Origin of the sequence: Streptomyces blastmyceticus (genome assembly GCF_039521185.1) — a bacterium.
Lineage (GTDB): Bacteria > Actinomycetota > Actinomycetes > Streptomycetales > Streptomycetaceae > Streptomyces > Streptomyces blastmyceticus.
Map to the genome: position 1 here is coordinate 66,002 of NZ_BAAABW010000016.1, position 22,949 is coordinate 88,950.

Annotated in this window: 18 protein-coding genes and 5 tRNA genes; 13 read left to right on the plus strand and 10 right to left on the minus strand. The window is 72.8% G+C overall.

All coding sequences use genetic code 11. The annotated features are described in order from the left end of the window. Nucleotides 1-215: 215 nt before the first annotated feature. From ABD269_RS14140 to ABD269_RS14185, 10 genes are all read left to right on the plus strand, one after another. Nucleotides 216-533, plus strand: coding sequence for a histone-like nucleoid-structuring protein Lsr2 (locus tag ABD269_RS14140; RefSeq protein ID WP_301886441.1), 318 nt, complete (start codon nucleotides 216-218; stop codon nucleotides 531-533). 88 nt (nucleotides 534-621) lie between these two features. Next, nucleotides 622-693, plus strand: a tRNA-Gly gene (locus tag ABD269_RS14145). Between the two features lie 56 nt (nucleotides 694-749). After that, nucleotides 750-821: transfer RNA gene (locus ABD269_RS14150), tRNA-Gly, on the plus strand. A 56-nt stretch (nucleotides 822-877) separates the two neighbouring features. Then, nucleotides 878-949 (plus strand) — tRNA-Gly (locus tag ABD269_RS14155). Nucleotides 950-1,026: 77 nt separating this feature from the next. After that, a tRNA-Gly gene (locus ABD269_RS14160) sits at nucleotides 1,027-1,099 on the plus strand. Between the two features lie 221 nt (nucleotides 1,100-1,320). After that, nucleotides 1,321-2,325 (plus strand): ABC transporter ATP-binding protein, encoded by a 1,005-nt coding sequence (locus ABD269_RS14165; protein WP_344118193.1) that lies wholly within the window; start codon nucleotides 1,321-1,323, stop codon nucleotides 2,323-2,325. Continuing rightward, on the plus strand, nucleotides 2,325-3,107 hold the full coding sequence (locus tag ABD269_RS14170) for an ABC transporter permease (RefSeq protein WP_344118194.1): 783 nt from the start codon (nucleotides 2,325-2,327) through the stop codon (nucleotides 3,105-3,107). Before ABD269_RS14165 ends, ABD269_RS14170 begins: the two co-directional genes overlap by 1 nt. A 43-nt stretch (nucleotides 3,108-3,150) precedes the next feature. Beyond that, nucleotides 3,151-4,500, plus strand: a complete 1,350-nt coding sequence (locus ABD269_RS14175; protein ID WP_344118195.1) for a sensor histidine kinase — start codon at nucleotides 3,151-3,153, stop codon at nucleotides 4,498-4,500. A 101-nt stretch (nucleotides 4,501-4,601) separates the two neighbouring features. Beyond that, nucleotides 4,602-5,195 carry a response regulator transcription factor gene (locus tag ABD269_RS14180; RefSeq protein WP_301894426.1) on the plus strand — a complete coding sequence of 198 codons (594 nt, stop codon included), beginning with the start codon at nucleotides 4,602-4,604 and terminating at the stop codon, nucleotides 5,193-5,195. Between the two features lie 33 nt (nucleotides 5,196-5,228). Continuing rightward, nucleotides 5,229-5,301 (plus strand) — tRNA-Gly (locus ABD269_RS14185). Between the two features lie 74 nt (nucleotides 5,302-5,375). Here ABD269_RS14185 and ABD269_RS14190 read toward each other — a convergent pair. Both ABD269_RS14190 and ABD269_RS14195 read right to left on the minus strand, forming a co-directional pair. Next, complete coding sequence (locus ABD269_RS14190; RefSeq protein ID WP_425572894.1) at nucleotides 5,376-6,770, minus strand: HAMP domain-containing sensor histidine kinase; 1,395 nt, start codon at nucleotides 6,768-6,770, stop codon at nucleotides 5,376-5,378. Further along, a complete protein-coding gene (locus tag ABD269_RS14195) occupies nucleotides 6,767-7,459 on the minus strand; it encodes a response regulator transcription factor (RefSeq protein WP_301886435.1) in 693 nt (230 codons plus the stop codon). Before ABD269_RS14195 ends, ABD269_RS14190 begins: the two co-directional genes overlap by 4 nt. Before the next feature lie 139 nt (nucleotides 7,460-7,598). Between ABD269_RS14195 and ABD269_RS14200 the strand changes: the two genes are divergently transcribed. Next, on the plus strand, nucleotides 7,599-8,777 hold the full coding sequence (locus ABD269_RS14200) for a UDP-N-acetylglucosamine--N-acetylmuramyl-(pentapeptide) pyrophosphoryl-undecaprenol N-acetylglucosamine transferase (RefSeq protein ID WP_344118197.1): 1,179 nt from the start codon (nucleotides 7,599-7,601) through the stop codon (nucleotides 8,775-8,777). Nucleotides 8,778-8,806: 29 nt separating this feature from the next. Beyond that, a complete protein-coding gene (locus ABD269_RS14205; RefSeq protein ID WP_344118198.1) occupies nucleotides 8,807-9,817 on the plus strand; it encodes an SDR family NAD(P)-dependent oxidoreductase in 1,011 nt (336 codons plus the stop codon). Between the two features lie 324 nt (nucleotides 9,818-10,141). On the opposite strand, the gene ABD269_RS14210 is transcribed toward ABD269_RS14205, so the two are convergent. The 4 genes from ABD269_RS14210 to purD all read right to left on the minus strand — a co-directional run bounded on the left by ABD269_RS14210 (nucleotide 10,142) and on the right by purD (nucleotide 16,004). Beyond that, nucleotides 10,142-11,041 (minus strand): phosphoribosylaminoimidazolesuccinocarboxamide synthase, encoded by a 900-nt coding sequence (locus ABD269_RS14210; RefSeq protein WP_344118199.1) that lies wholly within the window; start codon nucleotides 11,039-11,041, stop codon nucleotides 10,142-10,144. Nucleotides 11,042-11,110: 69 nt separating this feature from the next. Next, nucleotides 11,111-12,580, minus strand: coding sequence for a N,N-dimethylformamidase beta subunit family domain-containing protein (locus tag ABD269_RS14215; protein WP_301886419.1), 1,470 nt, complete (start codon nucleotides 12,578-12,580; stop codon nucleotides 11,111-11,113). A 199-nt stretch (nucleotides 12,581-12,779) separates the two neighbouring features. Next, a complete protein-coding gene (locus ABD269_RS14220; RefSeq protein WP_425572895.1) occupies nucleotides 12,780-14,438 on the minus strand; it encodes a hypothetical protein in 1,659 nt (552 codons plus the stop codon). A gap of 315 nt (nucleotides 14,439-14,753) precedes the next feature. Next, nucleotides 14,754-16,004, minus strand: coding sequence for a phosphoribosylamine--glycine ligase (purD, locus tag ABD269_RS14225; protein ID WP_344118438.1), 1,251 nt, complete (start codon nucleotides 16,002-16,004; stop codon nucleotides 14,754-14,756). Between the two features lie 272 nt (nucleotides 16,005-16,276). On the opposite strand from purD, the gene ABD269_RS14230 reads away from it, so the two are divergent. Next, nucleotides 16,277-17,008 carry an SLATT domain-containing protein gene (locus ABD269_RS14230; protein ID WP_205519200.1) on the plus strand — a complete coding sequence of 244 codons (732 nt, stop codon included), beginning with the start codon at nucleotides 16,277-16,279 and terminating at the stop codon, nucleotides 17,006-17,008. 62 nt (nucleotides 17,009-17,070) lie between these two features. On the opposite strand, the gene ABD269_RS14235 is transcribed toward ABD269_RS14230, so the two are convergent. From ABD269_RS14235 to ABD269_RS14250, 4 genes are all read right to left on the minus strand, one after another. Next, a complete protein-coding gene (locus ABD269_RS14235) occupies nucleotides 17,071-17,721 on the minus strand; it encodes a hypothetical protein (protein ID WP_344118201.1) in 651 nt (216 codons plus the stop codon). Between the two features lie 179 nt (nucleotides 17,722-17,900). After that, complete coding sequence (locus ABD269_RS14240; protein ID WP_344118202.1) at nucleotides 17,901-20,414, minus strand: glycosyltransferase; 2,514 nt, start codon at nucleotides 20,412-20,414, stop codon at nucleotides 17,901-17,903. Between the two features lie 103 nt (nucleotides 20,415-20,517). Next, a complete protein-coding gene (locus tag ABD269_RS14245; RefSeq protein ID WP_301886415.1) occupies nucleotides 20,518-21,189 on the minus strand; it encodes a GntR family transcriptional regulator in 672 nt (223 codons plus the stop codon). 124 nt (nucleotides 21,190-21,313) lie between these two features. Beyond that, nucleotides 21,314-22,669, minus strand: coding sequence for an aspartate aminotransferase family protein (locus ABD269_RS14250; protein WP_344118203.1), 1,356 nt, complete (start codon nucleotides 22,667-22,669; stop codon nucleotides 21,314-21,316). Nucleotides 22,670-22,949: the final 280 nt, after the last annotated feature.

The following is a 22,949-nucleotide window of genomic DNA, read 5'->3' on the forward strand; positions in this document are numbered from 1 at the left end:
TGTCACGTTTACGCATCGACACAGGAAGAATCCGGGGAAAATCGCGGAAAAAATGTACGGTCCTGATTGCCGGGGGCCACGCCGACCGAATTAAGTGGGCTTCCATTTGCAATGGCCTTCGTTGTACAAATGAATAATCATTGATCCGGAACACCCGGAACCCTCGCGTCACCGCAGATCGACCGCGGTGCCGCCCGCTGAAAGGACCGATATTCGTGGCACAGCGCGTAGTGGTCACGCTCTCCGATGACATCGACGGCGGGGCAGCCGCGGAGACGGTCTCCTTCGGACTCGACGGCAAGTCGTACGAGATCGACCTCAACACTGCCAATGCGAAGAAACTGCGCGTCGCGCTCGCACCCTTCGTGGAGGCCGGCCGCAAGCAGTCCCGCTCCGGGAAGGTCTACCGCCACACCCCCGTGGCGCCCGACCCCTCCGCGGTGCGCGCCTGGGCCCGCTCGCACGGCATGGACGTACCGCCGCGCGGCCGCATCCCCAAGCGCGTCTACGAGGCCTTCAACGCCGCCGACTGACGGAGTTGCCAAGCACCCCTGTTGATCAGCTAGAGTTTGGATCACGCCGAGGGGAACGGACGGGAAACCGCCGGGACTTCGGGGTCACGCGGGTGTAGCTCAGTAGTAGAGCGCCCCCTTTCCAAGGGGGAGGCGCAGTGTGCGATTCCTGTCACCCGCTCTGATCGTTCCGACGGTCGTTCCACATCTGTGGACCGGCTGTCCGGTGCGACGCTTGCGGGTGTAGCTCAGTAGTAGAGCGCCCTCTTTCCAAGAGGGAGGCGCAGTGTGCGATTCCTGTCACCCGCTCTGATCGTTCCGACGGTCGTCCCACTTCGGTGGACCGGCTGTCCGGTGCGACGCTTGCGGGTGTAGCTCAGTAGTAGAGCGCCCCCTTTCCAAGGGGGAGGCGCAGTGTGCGATTCCTGTCACCCGCTCTCATCACGTACCGACCACTCCTGTGGTTCCGGTACAGTGGTGTTCGCACCGCCCGGTGAGAGCCGGTCGGCAGCATGCGGACGTAGCTCAGTTGGTAGAGCACCACCTTGCCAAGGTGGATGTCGCGAGTTCGAGTCTCGTCGTCCGCTCAGTGAACGAAGGCCCCGATCAACATGATCGGGGCCTTCGTCGTATCTCCGGAAGCCGTATCCCTGGACGTCGTATCTCCAGGCGCCGTGGCCCCGGGTGCCGTATCCCCGGGTGTGCATCGCGGCGGGTGGTGCCCCTCGCCGTGCCACATGACATCCGTCATCCGAGGTCATGACAGCTCGCACTGCCTCAGGGCCGGATCGGCGGGGAGTCTTGAGACATGGATATCGGGGACAGTGTGATCGAGGTCTCGGAGCTGCGGCGGCGCTACGGCCCGGAGGGTGACAAGGGGTTCGAGGCGGTGCGGGGCGTCTCCTTCACCGTGGCGCGCGGCGAGCTGTTCGCTCTGCTGGGCACCAACGGCGCGGGCAAGACCTCCACGGTCGAGCTGCTGGAGGGCCTGGCCCGGCCGAGCGGCGGGCGGGTGCGGGTGCTGGGCCACGATCCGTTCGAGGAGCGGAGCGCGGTCCGGCCGCGGGTCGGGGTGATGCTCCAGGAAGGCGGCTTCCCCTCCGACCTGACCGTCACGGAGACCGTGCGGATGTGGGCGGGCTGTACCACCGGTGCGCGGCCCGTCGGGGAGGCGCTCGGCCTGGTCGGGCTGGTGGGGCGCGGTGACGTGCGGATCAAGCAGCTGTCCGGCGGTGAGCGGCGGCGGCTCGACCTCGCGCTGGCCCTGCTCGGCCGCCCCGAGGTGCTCTTCCTCGACGAGCCGACGACGGGCCTGGACCCCGAGGCCCGGCACACCACCTGGGAGTTGGTGCGCCGGCTGCGCGAGGAGGGCACGACCGTGCTGCTGACCACCCACTATCTGGAGGAGGCCGAGGCGCTCGCGGACCGGGTCGCGATCATGCGCGAGGGCCGGATCGTGACGTCCGGGGCGCCGGGTGAGGTCATCGGCGCCTATCCGGCCCGGATCCGCTTCGCCATGCCGGTGGGCTGGTTCGTCGGCGATCTGCCGCCCCTGGCCGAGCTGGGCGTGGTGCGCCACGAGGAGACCGGGGGGCGGATAGAGCTCCAGACACGGGAGTTGCAGCGGACCCTGACCGGGCTGCTGGTCTGGGCGCGGGAGCAGGGCATAGAGCTGGAAGGGCTGGACGCGCGGACGGCCTCCTTGGAGGAGGCGTTCCTGGCCATAGCGGGCGCGGGCCCGGATGCGGGCGCGGGTATGAGTGCGGGTGCGGCCACGGCGGCCGCGGGCGCCGGTGCGAGGAGGGGCGAGTGATGGCGACGACCACGATGATGTCCACGGCGGGATCGCGGGTGCTGGCGCTGGGGCGGGCGGAGCTGACCCTGCTCGGGCGGAGCAAGACCGCGCTGTACATGGGGCTGCTGATGCCCGCCGTGATGATCTACGCGATGCACAGCGTGGTCGCCGGGGCCGATCTCGACAAGGCCGGGATGTCGGTCGCCGCCGTGTCGGTCACCGGGGGCTTCGGCTTCGTGCTGGTCCTGGCCGTCTATCAGAACCTGGTCACCGCATATGTCACGCGCCGGGAGGAGCTGGTCCTCAAGCGGCTCCGCACGGGCGAGGCGAGTGACGCGGAGATATTGGCCGGCACGGCGATACCGGCGGTGCTCGTCGCGCTCACCCAGTGCGCCCTGCTGGTGGTGGCGGGTGTCGTCTGGCTGAAGCTGGGGGCGGTGCACCGGCCCGAACTGCTCCTGGCGGGGCTGGTGTTGGGGATCGCCCTGTGCATCACGCTGGCCGCGGCCACCGCGGCCTGGGCCAAGTCGGTCGAGGGGGCGGGGTTCGTGACCACTCCCCTGTTCCTGGTCTCGATGGCGGGCTCGGGTCTGATCGTGCCCCTGGAGGTGATGCCGGACAGCGTCGCGCAGATATGCCGGCTGCTGCCGCTGACTCCCGCGATGCAGCTGATGCGTGGTGGCTGGCTCGGCGGGGTGGACGGCGTCGATGCCCTGCGGGATGTGGTGACCGCGTTGGTCTGGGTGGCGCTGGGCGTGTTTGCTGTACGGCGGTGGTTCCGCTGGGAGCCGCGGAAGTGAGCCTGCCGGGCGGCGGGTGATCGATGAGCGATGGGGGGCGCGCGTGAGCAAGCGGGTGCGGGAATGGCGGAGCTGGAGCAGGGTCGCGCAGGTCGATTTCTATACGCGGCTGACGGTCTGCGCGGTGCCCTTTCTCTTTCCGCTGACCAATGGCGCGCAGTTGCTGAACGGCTCCCGGCCGCTGGGATGGCTGCTGTTGGGGATCAGCGTCGTCCACTGCGCGCACCACGTCACGCTGGCCCGGCGGTGTCTGGACCACTATCTGTGGAAGCGGCCCGCCCCGTGGTGGGGGCTGGTTGTCTCCGCGGTGCTGTTCCTCGCGTTCATGTGCGTCTTCGTCGCCAAGGTCTGGGCCGAGGGGCTTTCGTACATCACCACGTCGGCCATGATGCTGCAGGCGGGCGGGCTGATCGTGTTCGGCTCGTTCAGCACTCTGGTCCGCATCCCCCGGTATCTCGCCGTCTGCGCGGCGGCGGCCGTGCTGGTGAGCGGCTCGGTCATCCTGATGGGCGGGCAGCTGCTGGGAGCGCTCGTGGTGGGCGCGTTCATGGTGTTCACCGGGGTGTGGAGCCTGACGGTGATGCGTACGTCGGCGTGGATACTCTCCGTGCTGTGGGAGCTGGAGACGGCCCGTACGGCGCAGGCGCGGCTGGCGGTCGCGGAGGAGCGGCTGCGGTTCTCGCGCGACATGCACGACGTCATGGGGCGCAATCTCGCGGTGATCGCCCTCAAGAGCGAGCTCGCCGTGCAGCTGGCGCAGCGGGGTTCGCCGGCGGCGCTGGAGCAGATGGCGGAGGTGCAGCGGCTGGCCCAGGATTCGCAGCGGGAGGTCCGCGAAGTGGTCCGCGGCTACCGCGAAGCGGATCTGCGCACCGAACTGGTGGGCGCCCGGGGCGTGCTGTCCGCGGCGGGCATCGAGTGCCGCATCGACGACGCGGCGGGCCGTGAGCTGCCGGCGCCGGTGCAGTCGGCGCTGGCCTGGGTGGTCCGCGAGGCGACGACGAATGTGCTGCGGCACGCGGACGCGGGGCGGTGCGCGGTGCGGATGCGGATCGTCGACGACGCGGCGGTGCTCGTCATGGAGAACGACGGGGTGGCGGACCGGAGCCCGGGGGCGGGCACCGGCAGCGGTTCGGGGCTGGCGGGGCTGCGGGAGCGGCTGGACGCGCTGGGCGGCACGATCACCGCGGAGCGCCGCGGGGCGAAGATGTTCCGCGTGACGGCGGAGGTCCCGCTGGCCGGCGGGGAGGCGCTCCGGCGTGACACGGCGGGCGACGGCTCCGTCCCGGAAGGGGGTGGCTCGTCGCCGGGCGGGGCAGGTGAGGGCGTGGGCGACGGAGGCGGTGTGCCACCGAGAGTGGCCACGGGTGTGGGGCACGGAGGGGCAGCGTGATGGACGACATGGCTGACGGCATGGGTGCGGGCGCGACGGCGAGTGCGGGCGGTCCCATACCGGGCGCGGGCGTCAACGACGGGCCCCCGCCCGTACGGGTGATGCTGGCGGACGACGAGCATCTGATCCGGGGAGCGCTGGCCGCGCTGCTCGGGCTGGAGGACGATCTCCAGGTGGTCGCGGAGGCCGCCTCGGGGCCGGAGGCGCTGGCCATGGCCCGGGCCCACCGGCCGGACGTGGCGGTACTGGATCTCCAAATGCCAGGGGCGGACGGTGTGATGGTGGCCACACGCCTGCGGGCCGAACTGCCCGGCTGCCGCACCATGATCGTGACCGGTCACGGGCGTCCCGGGCATCTGAAGCGGGCGCTGGAGGCGGGGGTGCGCGGGTTCGTGCCCAAGACCGTTTCGGCGCGGCGGCTCGCCGAGATCATCAGGACCGTGCACGGCGGAAGCCGCTATGTGGACCCGGAGTTGGCGGCGGACGCGATCAGCGCGGGCGACTCCCCGCTGACCGCGCGGGAGGCGGAACTGCTGGAGCTGGCCGAGGACGGGGCGCCCGTCGCGGAGATCGCGGAGCGCGCCTCGCTGACGCCGGGGACGGTCCGGAACTACCTCTCGTCGGCCGTCGCGAAGCTCGGCGTCGAGAACCGTCACGCGGCCGCGCGCATCGCGCGTGCTCAGGGTTGGCTATAGTGGTGCACGCACCGCACGACAGCGCGGCGCAATGCGGACGTAGCTCAGTTGGTAGAGCACCACCTTGCCAAGGTGGATGTCGCGAGTTCGAGTCTCGTCGTCCGCTCCGTGAGCGAAGGCCCCGATCATGATGATCGGGGCCTTCGTCGTGTTGTGCCCGGTGATGTCAGCCCGGTGATGTCAGCCCGGTGATCCGGTGGGGAAGCTGAGGCGGAAGCGGGCGCCGCCCGTCTCCGCCTGCTCCGCCGTCAGCTCGGCGCCGTGCGCGCGGGCGATCTGGCGGGCCATGGCGAGCCCGAGGCCGGAGCCGGGGAGGGCGCGGGCCTGCCGGGAGCGGTAGAAGCGGTCGAAGACATAGGGCAGATCCTCGGTGGAGATGCCGGGGCCGTGGTCGCGGACCGTGAGGTCGAGACCGTGGTCCGTGCGCGCCAGCCGCACCTCGACCATCGCGCCGGGCGGGCTGAACTTGGCCGCGTTGTCGAGCAGGTTGGACAGCAGCCGCGCGAGGCGGGCCGGGACGCCGGGGACGGTCACGGCGCCCACGGTGTCCAGGTCGGCGGTGAAGGGGGTGTTCGGCCAGTGCCCGCGCGCGGCGGCCACACAGCGTTCGGCCAGCAGATCCAGCCGGACCTGCTCGACGAGCTGCTGCGGCTCCTCGTCCCTGGCGAGCTCGATGAGGTCGTTGACCAGGCCGGTGACCTCGCGGAGCTGGCGGCCGAGGGCGGCGGAGGCCCGGTCCCGCTGGGCGGGCGAGAGCCGGTCGGCGCGGGCGAGGAGCTCGGCGTTGGTGCGGAGCGCGGTCAGCGGGGTGCGCAGTTCGTGGGAGGCATCGGCGATGAGGCGGCGCTGGGCGGCGACGGCCTCCTCCAGCTCGCCCAGCATGGTGTTGAAGCTGGTCGCGAGGCGGGTGATCTCGTCCTGGCGGCGTGCTTCGTAGGGCGGCAGCTCGATGCGGTGGGCGGGGTCGCGGGTGGCGGCGATGCGCTCGGCGGTGGCCGTGAGCCGGGTCACGGGCCGCAGGGACGTACGGGACGCGAAGTAGCCGAGGGCCGCCGCGAGCAGCACCCCGGCGCCGCCGACCCCGGCGAGGAGCAGTCCCGCCTGCCGTACGCCCTGGTCGACGGTGTCGGAGCGGGCCGCGACCTGGAGGGCACGGTCGTCCCTGAGGTGCATGGTGTACATCCGCATGTCGCGGCCGCCGAGGGTGATGTTGCTGTAGAACTCGCCGAGCGTCCCGGCCGCGACGCGGCGCGTGGCTCCCGTGACCGGCAGCACGAGGCCGCCCTGGCCGGGCGCGGCGGGGTCGGAGCGGACGATCTGGGCGCAGGCGGGGGCGGCGAGCCAGTTGCACTCGCCGTAGAGCACCCCGGTCGTTCCGCCGTGGCTCTGCTGGGCCATGATCCCGGCCTGTTGCTTCAGCTGGAGGTCGAGCTGGCGCACGAGTTCGTAGCGGATCACGACGTACGCGGCGGCGAGCACGCCGAGGGCGACGAGCGCGACGGCCGCGGAGGTGACGAGCGCCAGCCGGGCGCGCAGGGGCCTGCGGCCCAGGAGGCGGGCGCGCAGCACTCTCACCGCTCCGCCAGCCGGTAGCCGATGCCGTGCACGGTGTGGACGAGGCGGGGCGCGCCGCCCGCTTCCAGTTTGCGCCGCAGATAACCGACGTAGACAGCAAGGGAATTGGAGTCCGGGCCGAAATCGGTGCCCCAGACCCTTTCCTGGATGACCTCGCGCGGCAGGACCTGGCCCGGGTGCCGCATCAGCACGTCGAGGAGGGCGAATTCGGTGCGGGTGAATTCCAGCGGGTTGTCGCCGCGCCTGCCGGTGCGGGTCTCCGGGTCCACGGTGAGGTCGGCGAAGGCCAATTCGCCGCTCTCCTCGGCGGGTTCGACGGGCGCCGCGCGGCGGAGCAGCGCGCGGAGGCGGGCGAGGAGCTCGTCCAGGGCGAAGGGTTTGACGAGGTAGTCGTCGGCCCCCGCGTCCAGGCCCGCGACCCGGTCGGAGACGGCGTCGCGCGCGGTGAGGACGAGCACGGGCGTACGGTCGCCGACCCCGCGCAGCCTGCGGCACACGGCAAGGCCGTCGAGCACGGGCATGGCGAGGTCGAGGACGATGGCGGCGGGCGGGTCGGCGGCGACGCAGGAGAGGGCCTCCAGGCCGTCCGCGGCGGAGCGCACCGCGTAGCCCTCGACGGTGAGCCCGTCCACTACCGCGGCTCGTACTTCGGGGTCGTCGTCGACGACGAGGACGCTCGTCTCGGCCATTTCGCCTCCGGCGGGGTGCGCGTATCGGTCACCTACCTTGTCAGAGGGTGTCTGAGAGGGCTCTTAGGACAAGCGCGACCCGGGTGGGCCGGGTGCCGGATTTAAAAGGCTCTTAGAGCGCGTCCGCACGCTGCCCCACATGGCAAACGCACGCGACACACTTTCCGTGGTCATCGGCGCGGGCGGGACCGGTGGGCACATTTATCCGGGGCTCGCCGTCGCCGACGCGATTCGAGACGCCGTGCCGGACGCGGTCGTCAGTTTTGTCGGGACCGAGCGCGGGCTGGAGACCCGGCTGATCCCCCGGGCCGGATACCGGCTGCACACGGTCGACATGATCCCCTTCGACCGCTCGCTCGGCTCGCGCCGCTTCCTGCTGCCCGCCGATCTGCTGCGCTCCGGCATGCAGGCGCGGCGGGTGATCGAGGAGCAGGGCGCGCACGTCGTCGTCGGCATGGGCGGCTATCCCAGCGCCCCCGCCGTGCTGGGCGCGCGGATGGCGGGGCGGCCCGCGCTCGTCCACGAGTCCAACGCGGTGCCGGGCCGTGCGAACCGGTTCGCCACCGCCCTCACCCCGCATGTGGCCCTCGCCTTCGACCGGACCCGCGGCCACCTCGCGGCCCGTGCGGGCGCCCGCGCCGAGACGGTGGGCATGCCCCTGGTCGGCGCGGTCGCCGGGCTGGACCGGGTGGCGCTGCGCGAGCCCGCCCGGCGGGCCTTCGGGGTGCCCGACGGGGCGCGGATGGTGCTGTTCAACGGCGGCAGCCTGGGCGCCGCGCGGCTGACCGAGGCCGCCGTGCGGCTGGCCGGGCGGTGGCGCGGGCGGTCCGACGTCCACCTGGTGATCAAGACCGGTCCGCAGGCCCTGGCGGCGACCCGGGCCCGGCTGGCCGCCGAGGGCGGCGACCGCGTCGCCACCGCCGTCGACTACCTGGACCGCATGGACCTCGCCTACGCCGCCGCCGACCTCGTGATCTGCCGCGCGGGCTCGGCGACGGTCGCGGAGCTCGCGACCGTACGGGTGCCCGCGGTGCTGGTCCCGTACCCCCACGCGCCCCACGACCACCAGACCCACAACGCGCGCGTGCTCTCCGACGCCGGGGCCGGGCTGCTGCTCCCCGACGCCGAGACGGACGGCGACCGGCTCGCCGAGCTGATCGGGCCGCTGCTCGCCGACCCGGCGCGGCTGGCCGCCATGAGCGCGGCGGCCGACCCGGGCACGCACGCGATCGCCGCCGACCTGATGGCCGCCTGGGTGCTGCGCCTCGCCGGACACGCGGCGGCGGCGCCGCCGGCCGCCGGCCTGCGCGCCGCGTGACGACTTCCCGCCTCCGAAAGGAACTTCTCATGTCCACGACCACCGACACACAGAGCTGGCACGGCCGTACCGTCCTCGTCACCGGGGCCGAAGGGTTCATCGGGTCCACGCTCGTCGACCTGCTGGTGGAGCGCGGCGCACACGTCCGGGTGCTCGTGCACTACAAGCCGTACGCCGAGCGCGGCCACCTCGCCCGCTACCTCGGGCCCGGCTCGCCCGTGGAGACGCTCGCCGGTGACGTCCGCGACGCGGGGCGCGTCATGGACGCCGTCGCCGGGTGCGACACCGTCTTCCATCTGGCGGCGCTGATCGGCATTCCGTACAGCTACGCATCGCCCGAGGCGTACGTCCAGACCAATGTGGCCGGTACGGAGAACGTCGCCGCCGCCTGCCGCCGCCATGGCGTGCGGCGCATGGTGCACACGTCCACCAGTGAGGTGTACGGGACGGCGCTCACCGTGCCGATCCGTGAGGACCATCCGCTGCAGCCGCAGTCGCCGTACTCCGCGTCGAAGATCGGCGCGGACATGCTGGCGCTGTCCTACGCGCACTCCTTCGAGCTGCCGGTGACCGTCGTCCGGCCCTTCAACACGTACGGGCCCCGGCAGTCCGCGCGGGCCGTGATCCCCACGATCCTCGCGCAGCTGCACTCCGGTGCGGAGGAGATCCGGCTCGGATCGACCACGCCGACGCGGGACTTCACGTATGTGACCGACACGGCGGAGGGGTTCCTCGCACTGGCCGAGTGCGACCGGGCGATCGGGCACGCGGTCAATCTCGGCACGGGCCGCGAGATCGCTATCGGCGATCTCGCGGAGTCGCTGATCCGGGCTTCCGGGCGGTCGGCCCGGGTCGTCGTCGACGAGACGCGGTTGCGGCCTGCGGGGAGTGAGGTGGAGCGGCTGCTCTCGGACAACTCTCGGGCGCGGTCCTGGGCGGGGTGGCAGCCGGTGGTCGAGCTGGAGGAAGGGCTGGCCCGGACGTCGGATTGGGTGCGGTCGAATCTGCGGCTCTTCGCGGCGGATCGATACCAGGTGTGAGGCTGGGGCGGGGTTTTTCTTCCCCAGCCCCGCCCCTTCCCGCAGCATCTGATGCTCGGCTCCGCCGAGGCCGGGGCTCCGCCCCGGACCCGTGCCCGGGTGCGGGCCGGTGGTGCTTTGTTCCCCAGCCCCGCCCCTTCCCGAAACTGGGGCTCCGCCCCAGACCCCGGAGCACGCTCCGCGCGCTGTCCTCAAACTCCCCCAGCTACCGCTGGGAGGTGCCCCCACGGGCTGAATTGCGCACCCCGGGGGTCTGGGGGCCTGCCCCCCCAGTTTCGGGAAGGGGCGGGGCTGGGGAACAAGCCCGCCGCAGGCGCAACGGACCTACGACCAGCTCAGGCCCGTCAAGCGCTCGTACGCCTCGACGTACTTCGCTCGCGTCCGCTCCACAACTTCCGGAGGAAGCGGAGGCGGCGGCAGCTCGCCGTGGCGGTCCCAGGCGGAGTCCGGGGATGTGAGCCAGTCGCGGACGAACTGCTTGTCGAAGGACGGCTGCGCATGGCCCGGTTCCCACTCCTCCGCGGGCCAGAAGCGGGAGGAGTCCGGGGTGAGCACCTCGTCCGCGAGCACGAGCTCGCCGTCCGCGAAGCCGAATTCGAACTTCGTGTCGGCGAGGACGATGCCGCGGTCCCGGGCGATGTCGCGGGCCCGGCCGTAGACGGCGAGCGTCGCCTGGCGCAGCTGCGCGGCGGTCTCCGCGCCGACCTGCCGGGCCACCTCCTCGTAGGAGACGTTCTCGTCGTGCTCGCCGACGGCGGCCTTCGTGGCGGGCGTGAAGATCGGGGACGGCAGCTCGGAGCCGTCGGTGAGGCCCTCGGGGAGGGCGAGCCCGCAGACGGTGCGGGTCTGCCGGTACTCCGCGAGGCCCGAGCCCGTCAGATAGCCGCGGGCCACGCACTCGACGGGGACCATGTCCAGGGACCGGCAGATCAGCGTGCGGCCCGCCCAGTCGGCGGGGGCGCCGGCGGGCAGCTCGGTGGACAGGACGTGGTTCGGGAGCAGGTCGGTCAGCCGGTCGAACCACCACAGGGAGAGCTGGGTGAGCACCCGGCCCTTGTCCGGGATCTCGGTGGGCAGCACCCAGTCGTAGGCCGACATCCGGTCGGAGGCGACCATCACCAGCCGGCCCGCCTCGTCGCGGTAGAGGTCGCGGACCTTGCCGGTGTGCAGGTGCACAAGGCCGGGCACCTCGACAGGTTCGGGCTTCTCTACGAATCCGGACACGCGTCCTCCTGGTGGTTTGTCCAAGCACCACGATTCTGCCGTACGGCCGTGCGCGCGGTCCGACGAGGGTCAGCAGCGCTTGCAGATGCGATCGAGGAGGTTGGCCGTGGCCCGCTGGACGCGGGCGTCGACATGGCCGGGCCGGTCCAGTGCGGGGGACCAGGCGAAGGTGCCCGAGGCGAAGACCAGGGCGCCGCTGGGGGCGCGGTAGAGCGAGGTCTCCTGGTGGCGCCCGACGCCCTCTGCGTCCTCGTACGGCGAGTGGGCCAGCAGGATGCGACGGGTGTGCTGCGGCAGGGCCGTACGGGGGAAGTAGCGGTCGGCCTCGCCCGCGACCAGGCCCGGCAGCTCGTCGCCCTCGCCCGCGCCGGTGGCGTCCCACAGCCAGTGGCCGGCGTTGCGGACGACCATGGGGGACGGCTCGGGCACCCGGCCCGCGTACTGGATGCCCAGCAGTTGCTGCTCGGCGGGCGAGGCGTCGCGCCAGAGCGCGGAGCGGCCTGGCCCGCGGCGTTTTCGGCAGGTCAGCAGGCGGTCGGGGCCGGCCGGCGAGGGGGCGAGGTCGCACTGCCAGTACATGGTGTTTGCGGACAGGAACACCAGCGACGTGCCGGAGTCGCGGGCCAGCTCGGCGGAGCGGCGCATGGCGGGCGACCAGTACTCGTCGTGGCCGGGGAAGACCAGGCCGCGGTAGCGGGACGGGTCGACGCGGCCCGCGTGCAGATCGCGGGTGTCGGCGTAGGCGAGGTCGTAGCCGTAGCGCTCGGCCCAGCGGATGAAGTCGTAGGCGTGGCCCACGTGGAGCGGCAGGCCCGCGCCCGCGAAGGGGCGGTCGAAGGAGACCGTGGTGGCCGCCTCGTCCTCGCCCAGCAGCCGTCCGTCCTCGTCCCAGGCGTGGTAGAGGCTCGCGCCCGTGCGGCCGTCCTCGGGGTAGAGGTTGTACGCCTGCCAGGTGATGTCGGGCAGGACGAGCAGCAGGTCGGCGGGGCGGCTGTCGCGGACGAGGAAGGGGATGTGGCTGCGGTGGCCGTCGGCGGTGGTCAGGACGGCCACATAGGCGCCGAGGCTCCAGTAGCCGGGGATCTGGAGCCGCCAGGACAGCCACCAGTGGTGGCAGGAGACGGTGCGGTCGACGGTGAGCGGCGCGGGCTGGACGATGCCGGACAGCCGGGGGCTGGTGGTGATCTTCGCGGCGCCGTCGCCCGCGTAGTGGCCGACGCGGTAGACGTCCACGCTGAAGCGCTGCGGCGGGTCCACCGTGATGCGGAAGTCCATGGCCTCGCCGGGGGCGACGGCGCTGTTGGACGCGAAGCCCTTGATCTGCCGACGCACGTCGTCGGCGGTGCGCGGCACGGGGACGCGGGACGCGCGCCGCCGGTCGGGGACGTGGCTCTCGGCGTACCAGGCGAGCATCCGGCCCGACTCGTCGACATAGGACTCGCTGTCGCGCAGCCAGGGCAGCGGGCCCTGCCCGAAGGGGTCCGAGACGGCGTGTGCGAGCGCCCCCGACTCCCAGCGGCGGATCCGGTCCGTCCCCATCGCGCTCCCTCCCCTGTGCCCCCGACGCGTACGCATTTCCGTCATCCGGTCCGGTGTACCGCGAGGCGGCCGCACCCGGCGACCCCCAGCACATCACATGGCGCACCCGCACCGTCACGGCCTGTCGCACTTTTTCCGGCGGGCGGCCGGACGGCCGGGGGCCCGGTCACGGTGGGCGGGCGCGGGACGGCACGGGCCCTCACACCAGGCGGACCGGTTTTTCGGGTCGCACGCCGACCTCGCAGAGCCATGCGCGCAGCGGCTCGGCGTCGCCGTCCTCGATCAGGCTCAGGACCGTGCGGGCCAGGTCGGCGCGGCGGGCGCCGCCGACCAGCAGGGCCGGGCCGTCCAGCCAGTCCAGGCCGGGGCGGGCCCCGGCGGTGTCGACGGCGGCGCAGCACACCATGGCCGTCACATGGTCGGTGAGCAGCTCCCGGCCGCTGCGGGGCGGCTGGAGCGGGAAGAGCGGGGTGAGGCCGTCGAGCCAGGGCTCGGCGGCCGAGCCGAACGCGGCGCGGTCCACGGCGGTCTCCTCCCGGGCGGCCTCCCGGGCCACCTCGACGCTCAGCCGCGCCTCCAGCTCCTCCGCGACCCCGCCGCCCGCCGGGCCGGTGAGGCGCTCCAGGACCCGGGCCACGGTGGGGGCGGCGGTGCCCGTGCAGGCGGCGGGGGCGCTTCCCGGGAGCCCGTCCGGGACCGGCTCGGGCACGGGGCCGGGATACAGGCAGGGGATGTCGTCCAGGACGCGGTGCAGGCGGGCCGCCTCCAGCCGCCACTTACGGTCCACGACCTCCTCCGGATACTGGCTCCAGGCGACCGGCGACCAGTCGGGTCCCGCCATGGCGGGGCCGCCGTGGAAGAGGCGGGCGGCCAGCAGGGAGGCCGCCTCGTCCATCGCGCCGGGCTCCTCCAGCAGATCGCAGGCGGGGCGCTCGCCCAGCCGGGAGGCGAAGCCCTCGGCGAGCCGGTCGCGGCGGGACAGCTCGGTGAGGGCGGAGACGACGCCGGCGTCCAGCCGGGAGGGCCAGCGGCCCATCCGCCAGGCGGGCAGCGCCACGCGGTTCAGCAGCCGGTCCCAGCCGGCGTAGGCGAGGCCCACCTGCTCCTGCGCGACGATCCGCAGGCCGTAGTCGACGGCCTGGGCGCGCTCCGAGGCGGCGGCCGCCACCCCGCGCTCCATCTCCGCGGCGTGGTCCCGGCAGGAGTGCAGCAGCAGCCGGGCGACGCCCCCGATGAAAGCGAGGGCCGGGCGCCCCGCGGCGACGGCCACGGCGGCATCCAGGCCCCGGACGAAACGGCGGGCCGCGGCTATGTCGGGGTGCGCGGACGGACCCGTGCCCGCGACGACCGGGGCCAGCAGGGCGCGCAGCTCGGCGACGCGCATCCACCACAGGAAGGGCGAGCCGATCACCAGCACCGGGGCGGCGCCGGTGCGCCGCGACGCGCGCGGCAGGCCGAGCGGGGGCCCGTGCGCGGGGTGCGTGCGGTCCTCCAGCCAGCTGTCGCAGTCCGGGGTGAGGGCCATGGCGGAGGGCGCCGGGACGTCCAGCCGCTCGGCGAGGTCGCGGACCAGCCGGTAGAGATCGGGGGCCGTCTCCTCGGGGATCGGGACGGTGGGGCTCAGCGCGGGCCTGGCCCGGACGACCACCGTGCCGACGGCGGCCGCCAGCACCAGGGCCAGGGCGGCAGCGCCGACGAGCGCCCAGCGCGCCGTGCTCCAGCCGCCGCCGTCCGGGATGCGGCCCATGGCGATGCCCGCGAGCAGCACGACGGCCGCGGCGGCCGGCAGGAGGGCGACGGCCAGCGCGGTGCTGCGGATGCGCAGCACCGCCAGGGCTTGGGCGCGTGCGACCAGCACGCCTGCTTCCTGACCTGCCACGAGACCGATCACCCCCTGTTGCCTTGTCCGGGCTCCGCCGAGGAGTGCGACAGCGGACGCAACGCGGAGTGCGTTGCCTATCCCCCCACTGTGGCACCGGCCACTGACACCGCAATGCCGGTGGGCCAGTTGCCGGATGCACTTGGCTTGCGCCGCACCCTAGTTGGGGGTGCGGCGCGCGTCAGCCCATTGGGCAATCGGTCACCCGATGGAATGGCTTTGGTCAAAGGCGTTGCCCTTGCGTTGTGGCGTCTGGCAGGGCGTGGGTGCGGCCCGGTGGCACCGGCGCCGCGACTACTGTTCGGCCGCCGCCTTCGCCGCGATGTCCGTGCGGTGGTGGGAGCCCGCCAGGCGGATGAGGTCCACGCCCTCGTACGCGTGGGTGCGCGCCGTCGTCAGGTCCGGGCCCGTCGCCGTCACGGACAGGACGCGGCCGCCCGCGCTGACCACCGCGCCGTCCGCGTCATGGGTCGTGCCGGCGTGGAGGACGTACGCCGTGTCCAGCACCGCCACCTCCGGCAGGCCCTCGATCACATCGCCGGTGCGCGGGGTACCGGGGTAGTTGTGCGAAGCGATAACGACCGTCACGGCCGCGCCCTCGCTCCAGCGCAGCGGCGGGAGGGTCGCGAGGGTGCCCGTCGCGGCGGCGTGCAGCAGCACGGCGAGCGGCGTCTTGAGGCGGGCCAGGACGACCTGCGTCTCGGGGTCGCCGAACCGCGCGTTGAACTCGATCACGCGGACGCCGCGCGAGGTGATCGCCAGCCCCGCGTAGAGCAGGCCCGAGAAGGCCGTGCCGCGGCGGCGCAGCTCGTCGACGGTGGGCTGGAGCACGGACTCCATGACCTCGTCGACCAGCTTGGGGTCGGCCCACGGGAGCGGGGAGTACGCGCCCATGCCGCCCGTGTTCGGGCCCTCGTCGCCGTCGAGGGCGCGCTTGAAGTCCTGGGCGGGCTGGAGCGGGACGACGGTCTCACCGTCGGTGACGGCGAAGAGGGAGACCTCCGGGCCGTCGAGGAACTCCTCGATGACCACGCGGCCGCAGGCGAGCGCGTGCTCACGGGCGGCGGCGAGGTCGGAGGTGACGACGACGCCCTTGCCCGCGGCCAGCCCGTCGTCCTTGACGACATAGGGCGCGCCGAAGGCGTCGAGGGCCGCGTCGATCTCGGCGGGGGTGGTGCAGACGTAGGCGCGGGCGGTCGGGACGTTCGCGGCGGCCATGACGTCCTTGGCGAACGCCTTGGACCCCTCCAGCTGCGCCGCTTCGGCCGACGGCCCGAAAACAGGGATGCCGCGCTCGCGGACGGCGTCGGCGACGCCCGCGACGAGCGGGGCCTCCGGGCCGACGACCACGAGCTCCGCGTCCAGGGACGCGGCGAGGTCGGCGACGGCCGTGCCGTCGAGGGCGTCGACGGGGTGCACCTCGGCGACCTCGGCGATCCCGGCGTTGCCGGGGGCGCAGTGCAGCGCGGTGACGTCGGGATCGAGGGAGAGTGAGCGGCACAGGGCGTGTTCGCGGGCGCCGCCGCCGATGACGAGGACCTTCACACCGGTCACCCTATTGCCTCGTCGACTGATCGACTCCCGGGGCCGGTGCGCGGGCGTACAGAAACGTCACTTCTCCGGCACGGGACGGCGGAGGGACGGCTGAGGGACGACGGCCCGGTCCCGTCCGCCCACTCTTTCGGGTGAGTGTGTTTGGCGCCTATACCGGATTCCTCAGCAATTACGGACGGAAAAGCATGGATCTTGTGTCCAAGACCGTCCGTTCGGCGGTAGGAAGGTGGCTCGCGATCCGTAGCGGCAGAGGGAGTGCACGGGTGAGTCAGCCGGAGATGCAGCCCGAGGGGCTCCCCCGCGAGCAGGGTGGGAGGCAGCGGGGCGACCTGCGTGGCCGCGCCTTCCCACTCGGTGACTGGGGGGAGCCCGCGGAGCGTCTCGATGAGCTGTACCGATGGGTGGAGAACGGCGCACTGTATCTCGTCGACTGGTATCTCGCGGACCGCGCCTGGAAGCGCCGCTGGGCACGGGCGCTGCGCATCTGCGCCGCGGTCTGCGCGACGGTGGGCGCGGCCCTGCCGCTGCTCCAGTTGACGAACGTGGTCCGCACCGGCGCCGCCTGGGGATTCCTGGCACTGCTCGGTGCGGTGGCCTGTGTGGCCGGTGACCGGTATTTCGGGCTGACGTCGGGCTGGATGCGGGCCGTGGCGACGGCGCAGGCCGTGCAACGGCGGCTGGAGGCGCTGCAGTTCGACTGGGCCTCCGAGTGCGTGCGCGAGGTGCTCGGCCCGACCGAGGGCACGGCGAGCGAGGCGGCGGAGCGCTGCCTGACGGTCCTCCGGCGCTTCTCGGAGGACGTCTCGGAGCTCGTACGGGCCGAGACGGCCGACTGGATGGTGGAGTTCCGGGCGGGCCCGACGCCGCTGGTGACGCAGTCGCTGGTGTCGTGGGGGCCGCGCGGGGAGGGCGGCGGTCCGCTGCCGCGCTTCCCGCTGCCGCCCGGCACCCGGCCGAACATGCCGAGGCAGCGGCCGCCGGAATCACCGCGCTGACCTCGTACGGAAAAGCCCCGCGGCAGCTGCCGCGGGGCTTTTCCGTGCGGGCGCCGCGCCCGCTAGCTGAAGACGATCATCGAGCCCTGGCCCAGGCTGCGGGTGGCCGCCGCGTGCAGCCCCAGCCAGACATGGCGCTCCCGCGCGAACGGGCTGGCGTCGTACGGGCCCGGCGCCGCGGGCTCCTCCAGCCCCGTGGGCCGCTCCGGTGCGGCGGGCGCGGCGGGCGGGTTGTCGGGGTCGATGCCCAAGGCCGGTGCCACGGAGTGGAGTTCCCTCAGCAGGCCCTGGCTCGAACCCAAGGGGCCGCCGCCTTCGAGGAGTTCGTCGTTGGTCAGCGGATGCGCGAAGTCGACCGGCACATAGGCCCCGGCGTGGTCGTAGTGCCACACCAGGTGCGACTGCTGGGCCGTCGTCTCGAACATCTCAAGCAACTGCTCGTAGTCCCCCCCGAGTTCGTCGACGGGGGTCACCGCCAGCCCGCACAGGTTCAGCAGGTGGGCGCGGCGCAGGAAGTGCAGCGCGTCGTAGTCGAAGCCGGCGACCGGGGCGACGTCCCCGGAGAGCCCCGGCATATAGCCGAAGACGGGGACGGGCGGCAGGCCCGCCTCGTCGAGCGCCTTGTCATAGACGGCGATCTCGTCGGCGAAGGGGTTGTCGGGGCTGTGGCACAGCACATCGACGAGGGGGACAAGCCAGAGGTCACAGGCCACGTGAGCTCACTCTCGTTGGGGGCGTGCGCGCCGAATGGTCGAGCCAGAGTAGTGCGGATGGGTCGGTTGTCATACTGGGCCGGGGTTTCGCTTCCGGGTGCGCTTTCCGCTGAGTGCGGGTTCATTGCCGGGTGCGGGTCCGTTGCCGCCTGCGGCGGGAGCTCCCTTCGGGAGCGTCCTCAAACGCCGGACGGGCTGGATTTTGGGTCCGCCACGTCCCAGACCCACACTCCGCCCGTCTTCCTCGGTTCCGTGCCCGTCAGTGACGTCACCGCCTCGCGCAGAGCCGCGCCGTTCGTCTCGGGGGCCAGGACGATCGCGTCCGCCTTCCAGAAGCGCAGGTCCTCGCGGAATTCGCGGCGCTGCTGGTCGCCGATCGCCGGGAGCTTGCCGGTTTCGTGGATCTGGCGGAGGAGTTCGGACGTGGGGCGCGGCTGCGGGCCGTAGATGCCGATGCGGTCGGGGCCCCAGGGGCCGTTGAAGTAGCCGCCGGGGAAGGCGAAGCCGAGGTCGGCGCGGACCTGCCAGTGCAGCGCCTCGGTGTCGGAGGGGCTCGGCACGGGCACGGGCACCAGCGTGCGGCCGGGCCGTACGTGCTCGCGCCACGTGCCGTCCGCGATGAACGCGGGCACCGGCTCGCGTTCGACGGTGCGGTACGGCGTGGGGACGAGCGGGAGGAGGGCCACGGCGAGCGCCGCCCAGCCGAGCCGCCGGTGCGAGCGTTCGCGTTCGCTGCGCATCCGGCGCGCGGCCAGCCGGTCGCAGGCGAGGGCGAGGAGGATGCCCAGGGCGGGCACGCAGATCATGGCCACGCGGGACTCGATGACCGACTCGAAGAACGGCAGCTTGCCGACGAGCCGCCAGGGGCCGGGCAGCGTCCTGTCCGTGCCGAGCAGCGGGATGGTGCGGCCGAGGGAGAGCACGGCGGCGGCGAGCGCGGTGAAGCCGAGGGCGCGGACCCGCGGCTGGTGCCACATCCGGACGACGAGGGCGACGGCCAGGGCGACGAGGGGCCAGCCGAAGAAGGCGTTCTCCTCGGTCCTGTTGACGGACAGCGAGGCGGCGGTCCGCGCGTCGCCGCCCAGCGACCGGGTGGCGTACTCCAGCAGCGCCATCGGGTTGTTGCCGACCTCGCCGTGCAGCACGCTGTGGTAGCTCTGCGCGCCGAGGAACTGCCAGCCCAGGGGGTAGGCGACCAGTGGCAGCGCGACGAGGGCGGCGATGCCGAGGCCGCGCAGCAGCCGTCCGGAGACGGCGCGGGCGGCGTCGGGGTCGGCGACCGCGTAGCCGAAGGCGAAGAGCACGAGGCCGGTCACGGCCAGCAGCAGCGCCTCCTCGCCGAGGAAGATCTGGTAGGTGAGGAACAGGCCGAGCAGCACCGCGTCGCGCGTCGGCCGGGTGCCCTCGCACAGCCGCAGCATCCGGTCGACGATCAGCGGGATCATGAACAGGACGAGGAAGTTGGGGTGCGCGTTGCCGTGCGAGATCATCGGCGGCGCGAAGGCGCAGAACCCGCCGCCCAGCGCGGCCGCCCAGCGGGAGCGGACGAAGCGCTTGGCGATCAGCCAGTACCAGGAGCAGGCGGTGACGGCCAGGCCGCCGGTCAGCACGATGGCCCAGGTGACGTGCGCGCCGAAGGCGAGCGTCACGGGCGCGAGCGGCACGGAGAGCCCGAGCATGGCGGTGTTGGCCATGAGGTTCACGCCGAGCGGGAAGTTCTGGAGCTCGGTGAAGAGCGGGTTGTGCAGGTGGGCGACGTTGTCGGCGGTGACGGCGAAGAACCACTCCCACTGCGTCTGGTCGGAGCCCGAGTCGGCGAGGTAGCTGTGGCCGAGTCCGCCCCACAGCCCTCCGTAGAGCACGAAGGAGACGAGGAGGAAGAGCGCGGGCACCGCGAGGCGTACGGGGTCGGCCGCGTGCCAGCGCAGCCGCACGAGGTCGGCGAGCACGGTGGGGTAGGCCAGCGGCCTGATCTTGGAACCGGGCTGGTGGGACCAGCGGACGGGCACCTCGTCGACCTCCCAGCCCCGCTGGTGGAAGAAGCGCAGCAGCTCGACGTCGTAGCTCCAGCCGTCCATCCGGGACCGGGCGAAGGCGGTACGGACCTTGTCGCCGTCGAAGAGCTTGAAGCCGCACTGGGTGTCCCGTATCCCCGGCACCGCGGCGGCCCGTATCAGCCGGGAGCCGGCCCGGCCCATGAGCTCGCGCACGGCGTGCTGGCGGACGGCTATCCGGGAGCCGGGCAGCGCGCGGGAGCCGACGGCGGCGGTGGCGCCCGCGTCCAGGCTGCGGGCGAGGAGGCCGAGCTCCTCGATGGGCGTGGCCAGGTCGGCGTCGGTGACCAGGACGCGGCGGCCGCGCGAGGCGAGCACCCCGGTGCGGACGGCGTGGCCCTTGCCGCGGTTGTCGGGGGTGCGCAGCAGCCGGATGCGGGGCTCGGTGGCGGCGGCGGCCTCGGCGATGTCCGCGGTGGCGTCCGTGGAGCCGTCGTCGACGACGATCAGCTCCCAGGCGGTCGCGCCCTCATCGGCGGCGAGGTGGGCGCGGATCGCCTCGAGGGTGGGGCCGAGCCGGTCCTCCTCGTCGTACGCGGGGACGATCACCGTCAGGTCGACGGCCGGCGCCGCGGAGGTGTCGGGCCGGGAGGCGGTGGAATCGGCCTGCTGGGGACAGGACGGCTGGGAAGGCGGCATCACGAGATTTGGACGTCCTCAAACACGTGCCGGTTGCGGGTTCGTGGTTGTCTTCATTCCGATTCCGTCCCGTCAGCCGATGACCATGACCTGGCCTTCGACCCTATTCGGTCAGCCCGCTGATCAATGCCAGGGAATGTTCGTTGTATGCGGCAATGATGCTTTCCGCAGCCACCGCGTCCTGGGCCGCGACGGCCTCGACGAGCTCGCCGTGCCCGTGCCACAGGCGGCCGCGCAGCGAGGGCATCCGGCGCAGCAGCGGCACGGTGAAGATCCAGCTCTGCACCCGGACCCGGTCGAGGAAGTCCGATATGTAGGGGTTGCCGACCAGCCCGGCCAGCTCGCGCCAGAAGCGCAGGTCGTAGCCGATGAGGATGTCCAGGTCGCCGGCCTGCGCCGCCCGGCCCGCCTCCTCGGCCCGCCGTCGCACGGACGCGAGGGCCGCCGGGGTGGCCTGGCACAGCGCGCGCACGGCGGAGCGCCGGAAGATGCCCTCCACGATCAGCGCCCGGGCCTCGACCATGTCCCGGAAGTCGGCGTAGGTGAACTCGCGCACGCGGTAGCCCTTGTGCAGCTCCACGTCGAGCAGCCCCTGCGAGCAGAGGTCGAGCAGCGCCTCGCGCACCGGGGTCGCCGAGACGCCGTACTGCTCGGCGATCTCCTTGACCGTGAACTGGCGGCCCGCCGGGAGCCGCGCCGCTATCACCTCGTCGCGCAGGGCGTCGGCGATCTGCGAGCGCAGCGTCGTCCGTTTGACAGCCTCGCTGCCGGGCATCGTCGTCCGTCTCTCCTTCCGTGACCGCGCGCCCGCATGCGAACGGCCCCCGACCAAGATAGGCGAGGGCCGTCGCGGTGCGTACGGGCGTGCGCGCGGGAAGGACGAACGCTACCTTCCCGCGTCAGACGGTGTGCGCGTCGGCCACCGTGAGCGCCGCGTCGAGGAGGGCGAGGCCCTCCTCGGCCTCCGCCTCGGTGAGGGTGCACGGCGGGACGACGTGGGTGCGGTTCATGTTCACGAAGGGCCACAGGCCGGACTTCTTGCAGGCCGCGGCGAAGGCGGCCATGGGGGCGTTCGCCTCCCCGGAGGCGTTGTAGGGCACCAGGGGCTCGCGGGTCGCGCGGTCCTTGACCAGTTCGAGCGCCCAGAAGGCGCCCAGGCCCCGGACCTCGCCGACGCTCCGGTGGCGCTCGGCGAGCTCGCGCAGGCCGGGGCCGAGGACCTTCTCGCCGAGGTGCGCGGCGTTCTCCACGATGCCCTCCTCGGCCATCGTGTTGATCGTCGCCACGGCCGAGGCGCAGGCCAGCGGATGCCCGGAGTAGGTGAGTCCGCCGGGGTAGGGGCGGGTGTCGAAGGTGGCGGCGATCTCGGCGGAGATGGCGACGCCGCCGAGCGGCACATAGCCGGAGTTGACGCCCTTGGCGAAGGTCAGCAGGTCGGGGGTGACGCCGAAGCGGTCGGCGGCGAACCAGTGGCCCGTACGCCCGAAGCCCGCCATCACCTCGTCCAGGACGAAGACGATGCCGTGGCGGTCACAGATCTCGCGGACGCCCGGGAGGTAGCCGGGCGGCGGGACCATGATCCCGGCCGTGCCGGGCACGGTCTCCAGGACGATCGCGGCGATCGTCCCCGGGCCCTCGAAGGCGATGGTGTCCTCCAGGTGCCGCAGCGCGCGCTCGCACTCCTGCTCCTCGCTCTCCGCGTGGAAGGGCGAGCGGTAGAGGAAGGGCGCCCAGAAGTGCACGACGCCGGCCGAGGCGGTGTCGGAGGGCCAGCGGCGCGGGTCGCCGGTGAGGTTGATGGCCGCGGCCGTCGCCCCGTGGTACGAGCGGTAGGCGCTGAGCACCTTGGGGCGGCCGGTGTGCAGCCGGGCCATGCGGACGGCGTTCTCGACCGCCTCGGCGCCGCCATTGGTGAAGAAGATCTTGTCGAGGTCGCCGGGCGTCCGCTCGGCGATCAGCCGTGCCGCCTCGGACCGTACGTCCACCGCGAAGCCCGGCGCGATGGTGCACAGCCGGCCCGCCTGCTCCTGGATCGCGGCGACGACCTTGGGGTGCTGGTGGCCGATGTTGGTGTTGACCAGCTGGGAGGAGAAGTCGAGGTAGCGGTTGCCGTCGTGGTCCCAGAAGTACGAGCCCTCGGCCCCGGCCACGGCCAGCGGTTCGATGAGGCCCTGCGCGGACCAGGAGTGGAAGACGTGCGCGCGGTCGGCGGCCTTGACGGCGGCGCCCAGGCGCGGATCGGGCTGCGTGCTCACGGTCGTTACCTCGGATCGGTTCGGCTCGCGGTGGCAAGCGGTGACGGGCACCGCGGTGACCTGCGGCGGTCACGGAACCGTCAGCGTAGGGAGCGGGGCACGGCCCGGGTACCGGCACTGTGTATGGCGCTCGCCACGCCCGCCGACACAGTGCCGGGTGGCCGCGGGCGCCCGGCACGGCACGGAAAAAATTGTCGCGGAGAAATTCGCCGGAGGACCTGCCGCGCGTGCTACGGTCATTTTCCGTTGCGGTTTTGGATCTGTTTTCCCCTGTGCGCCT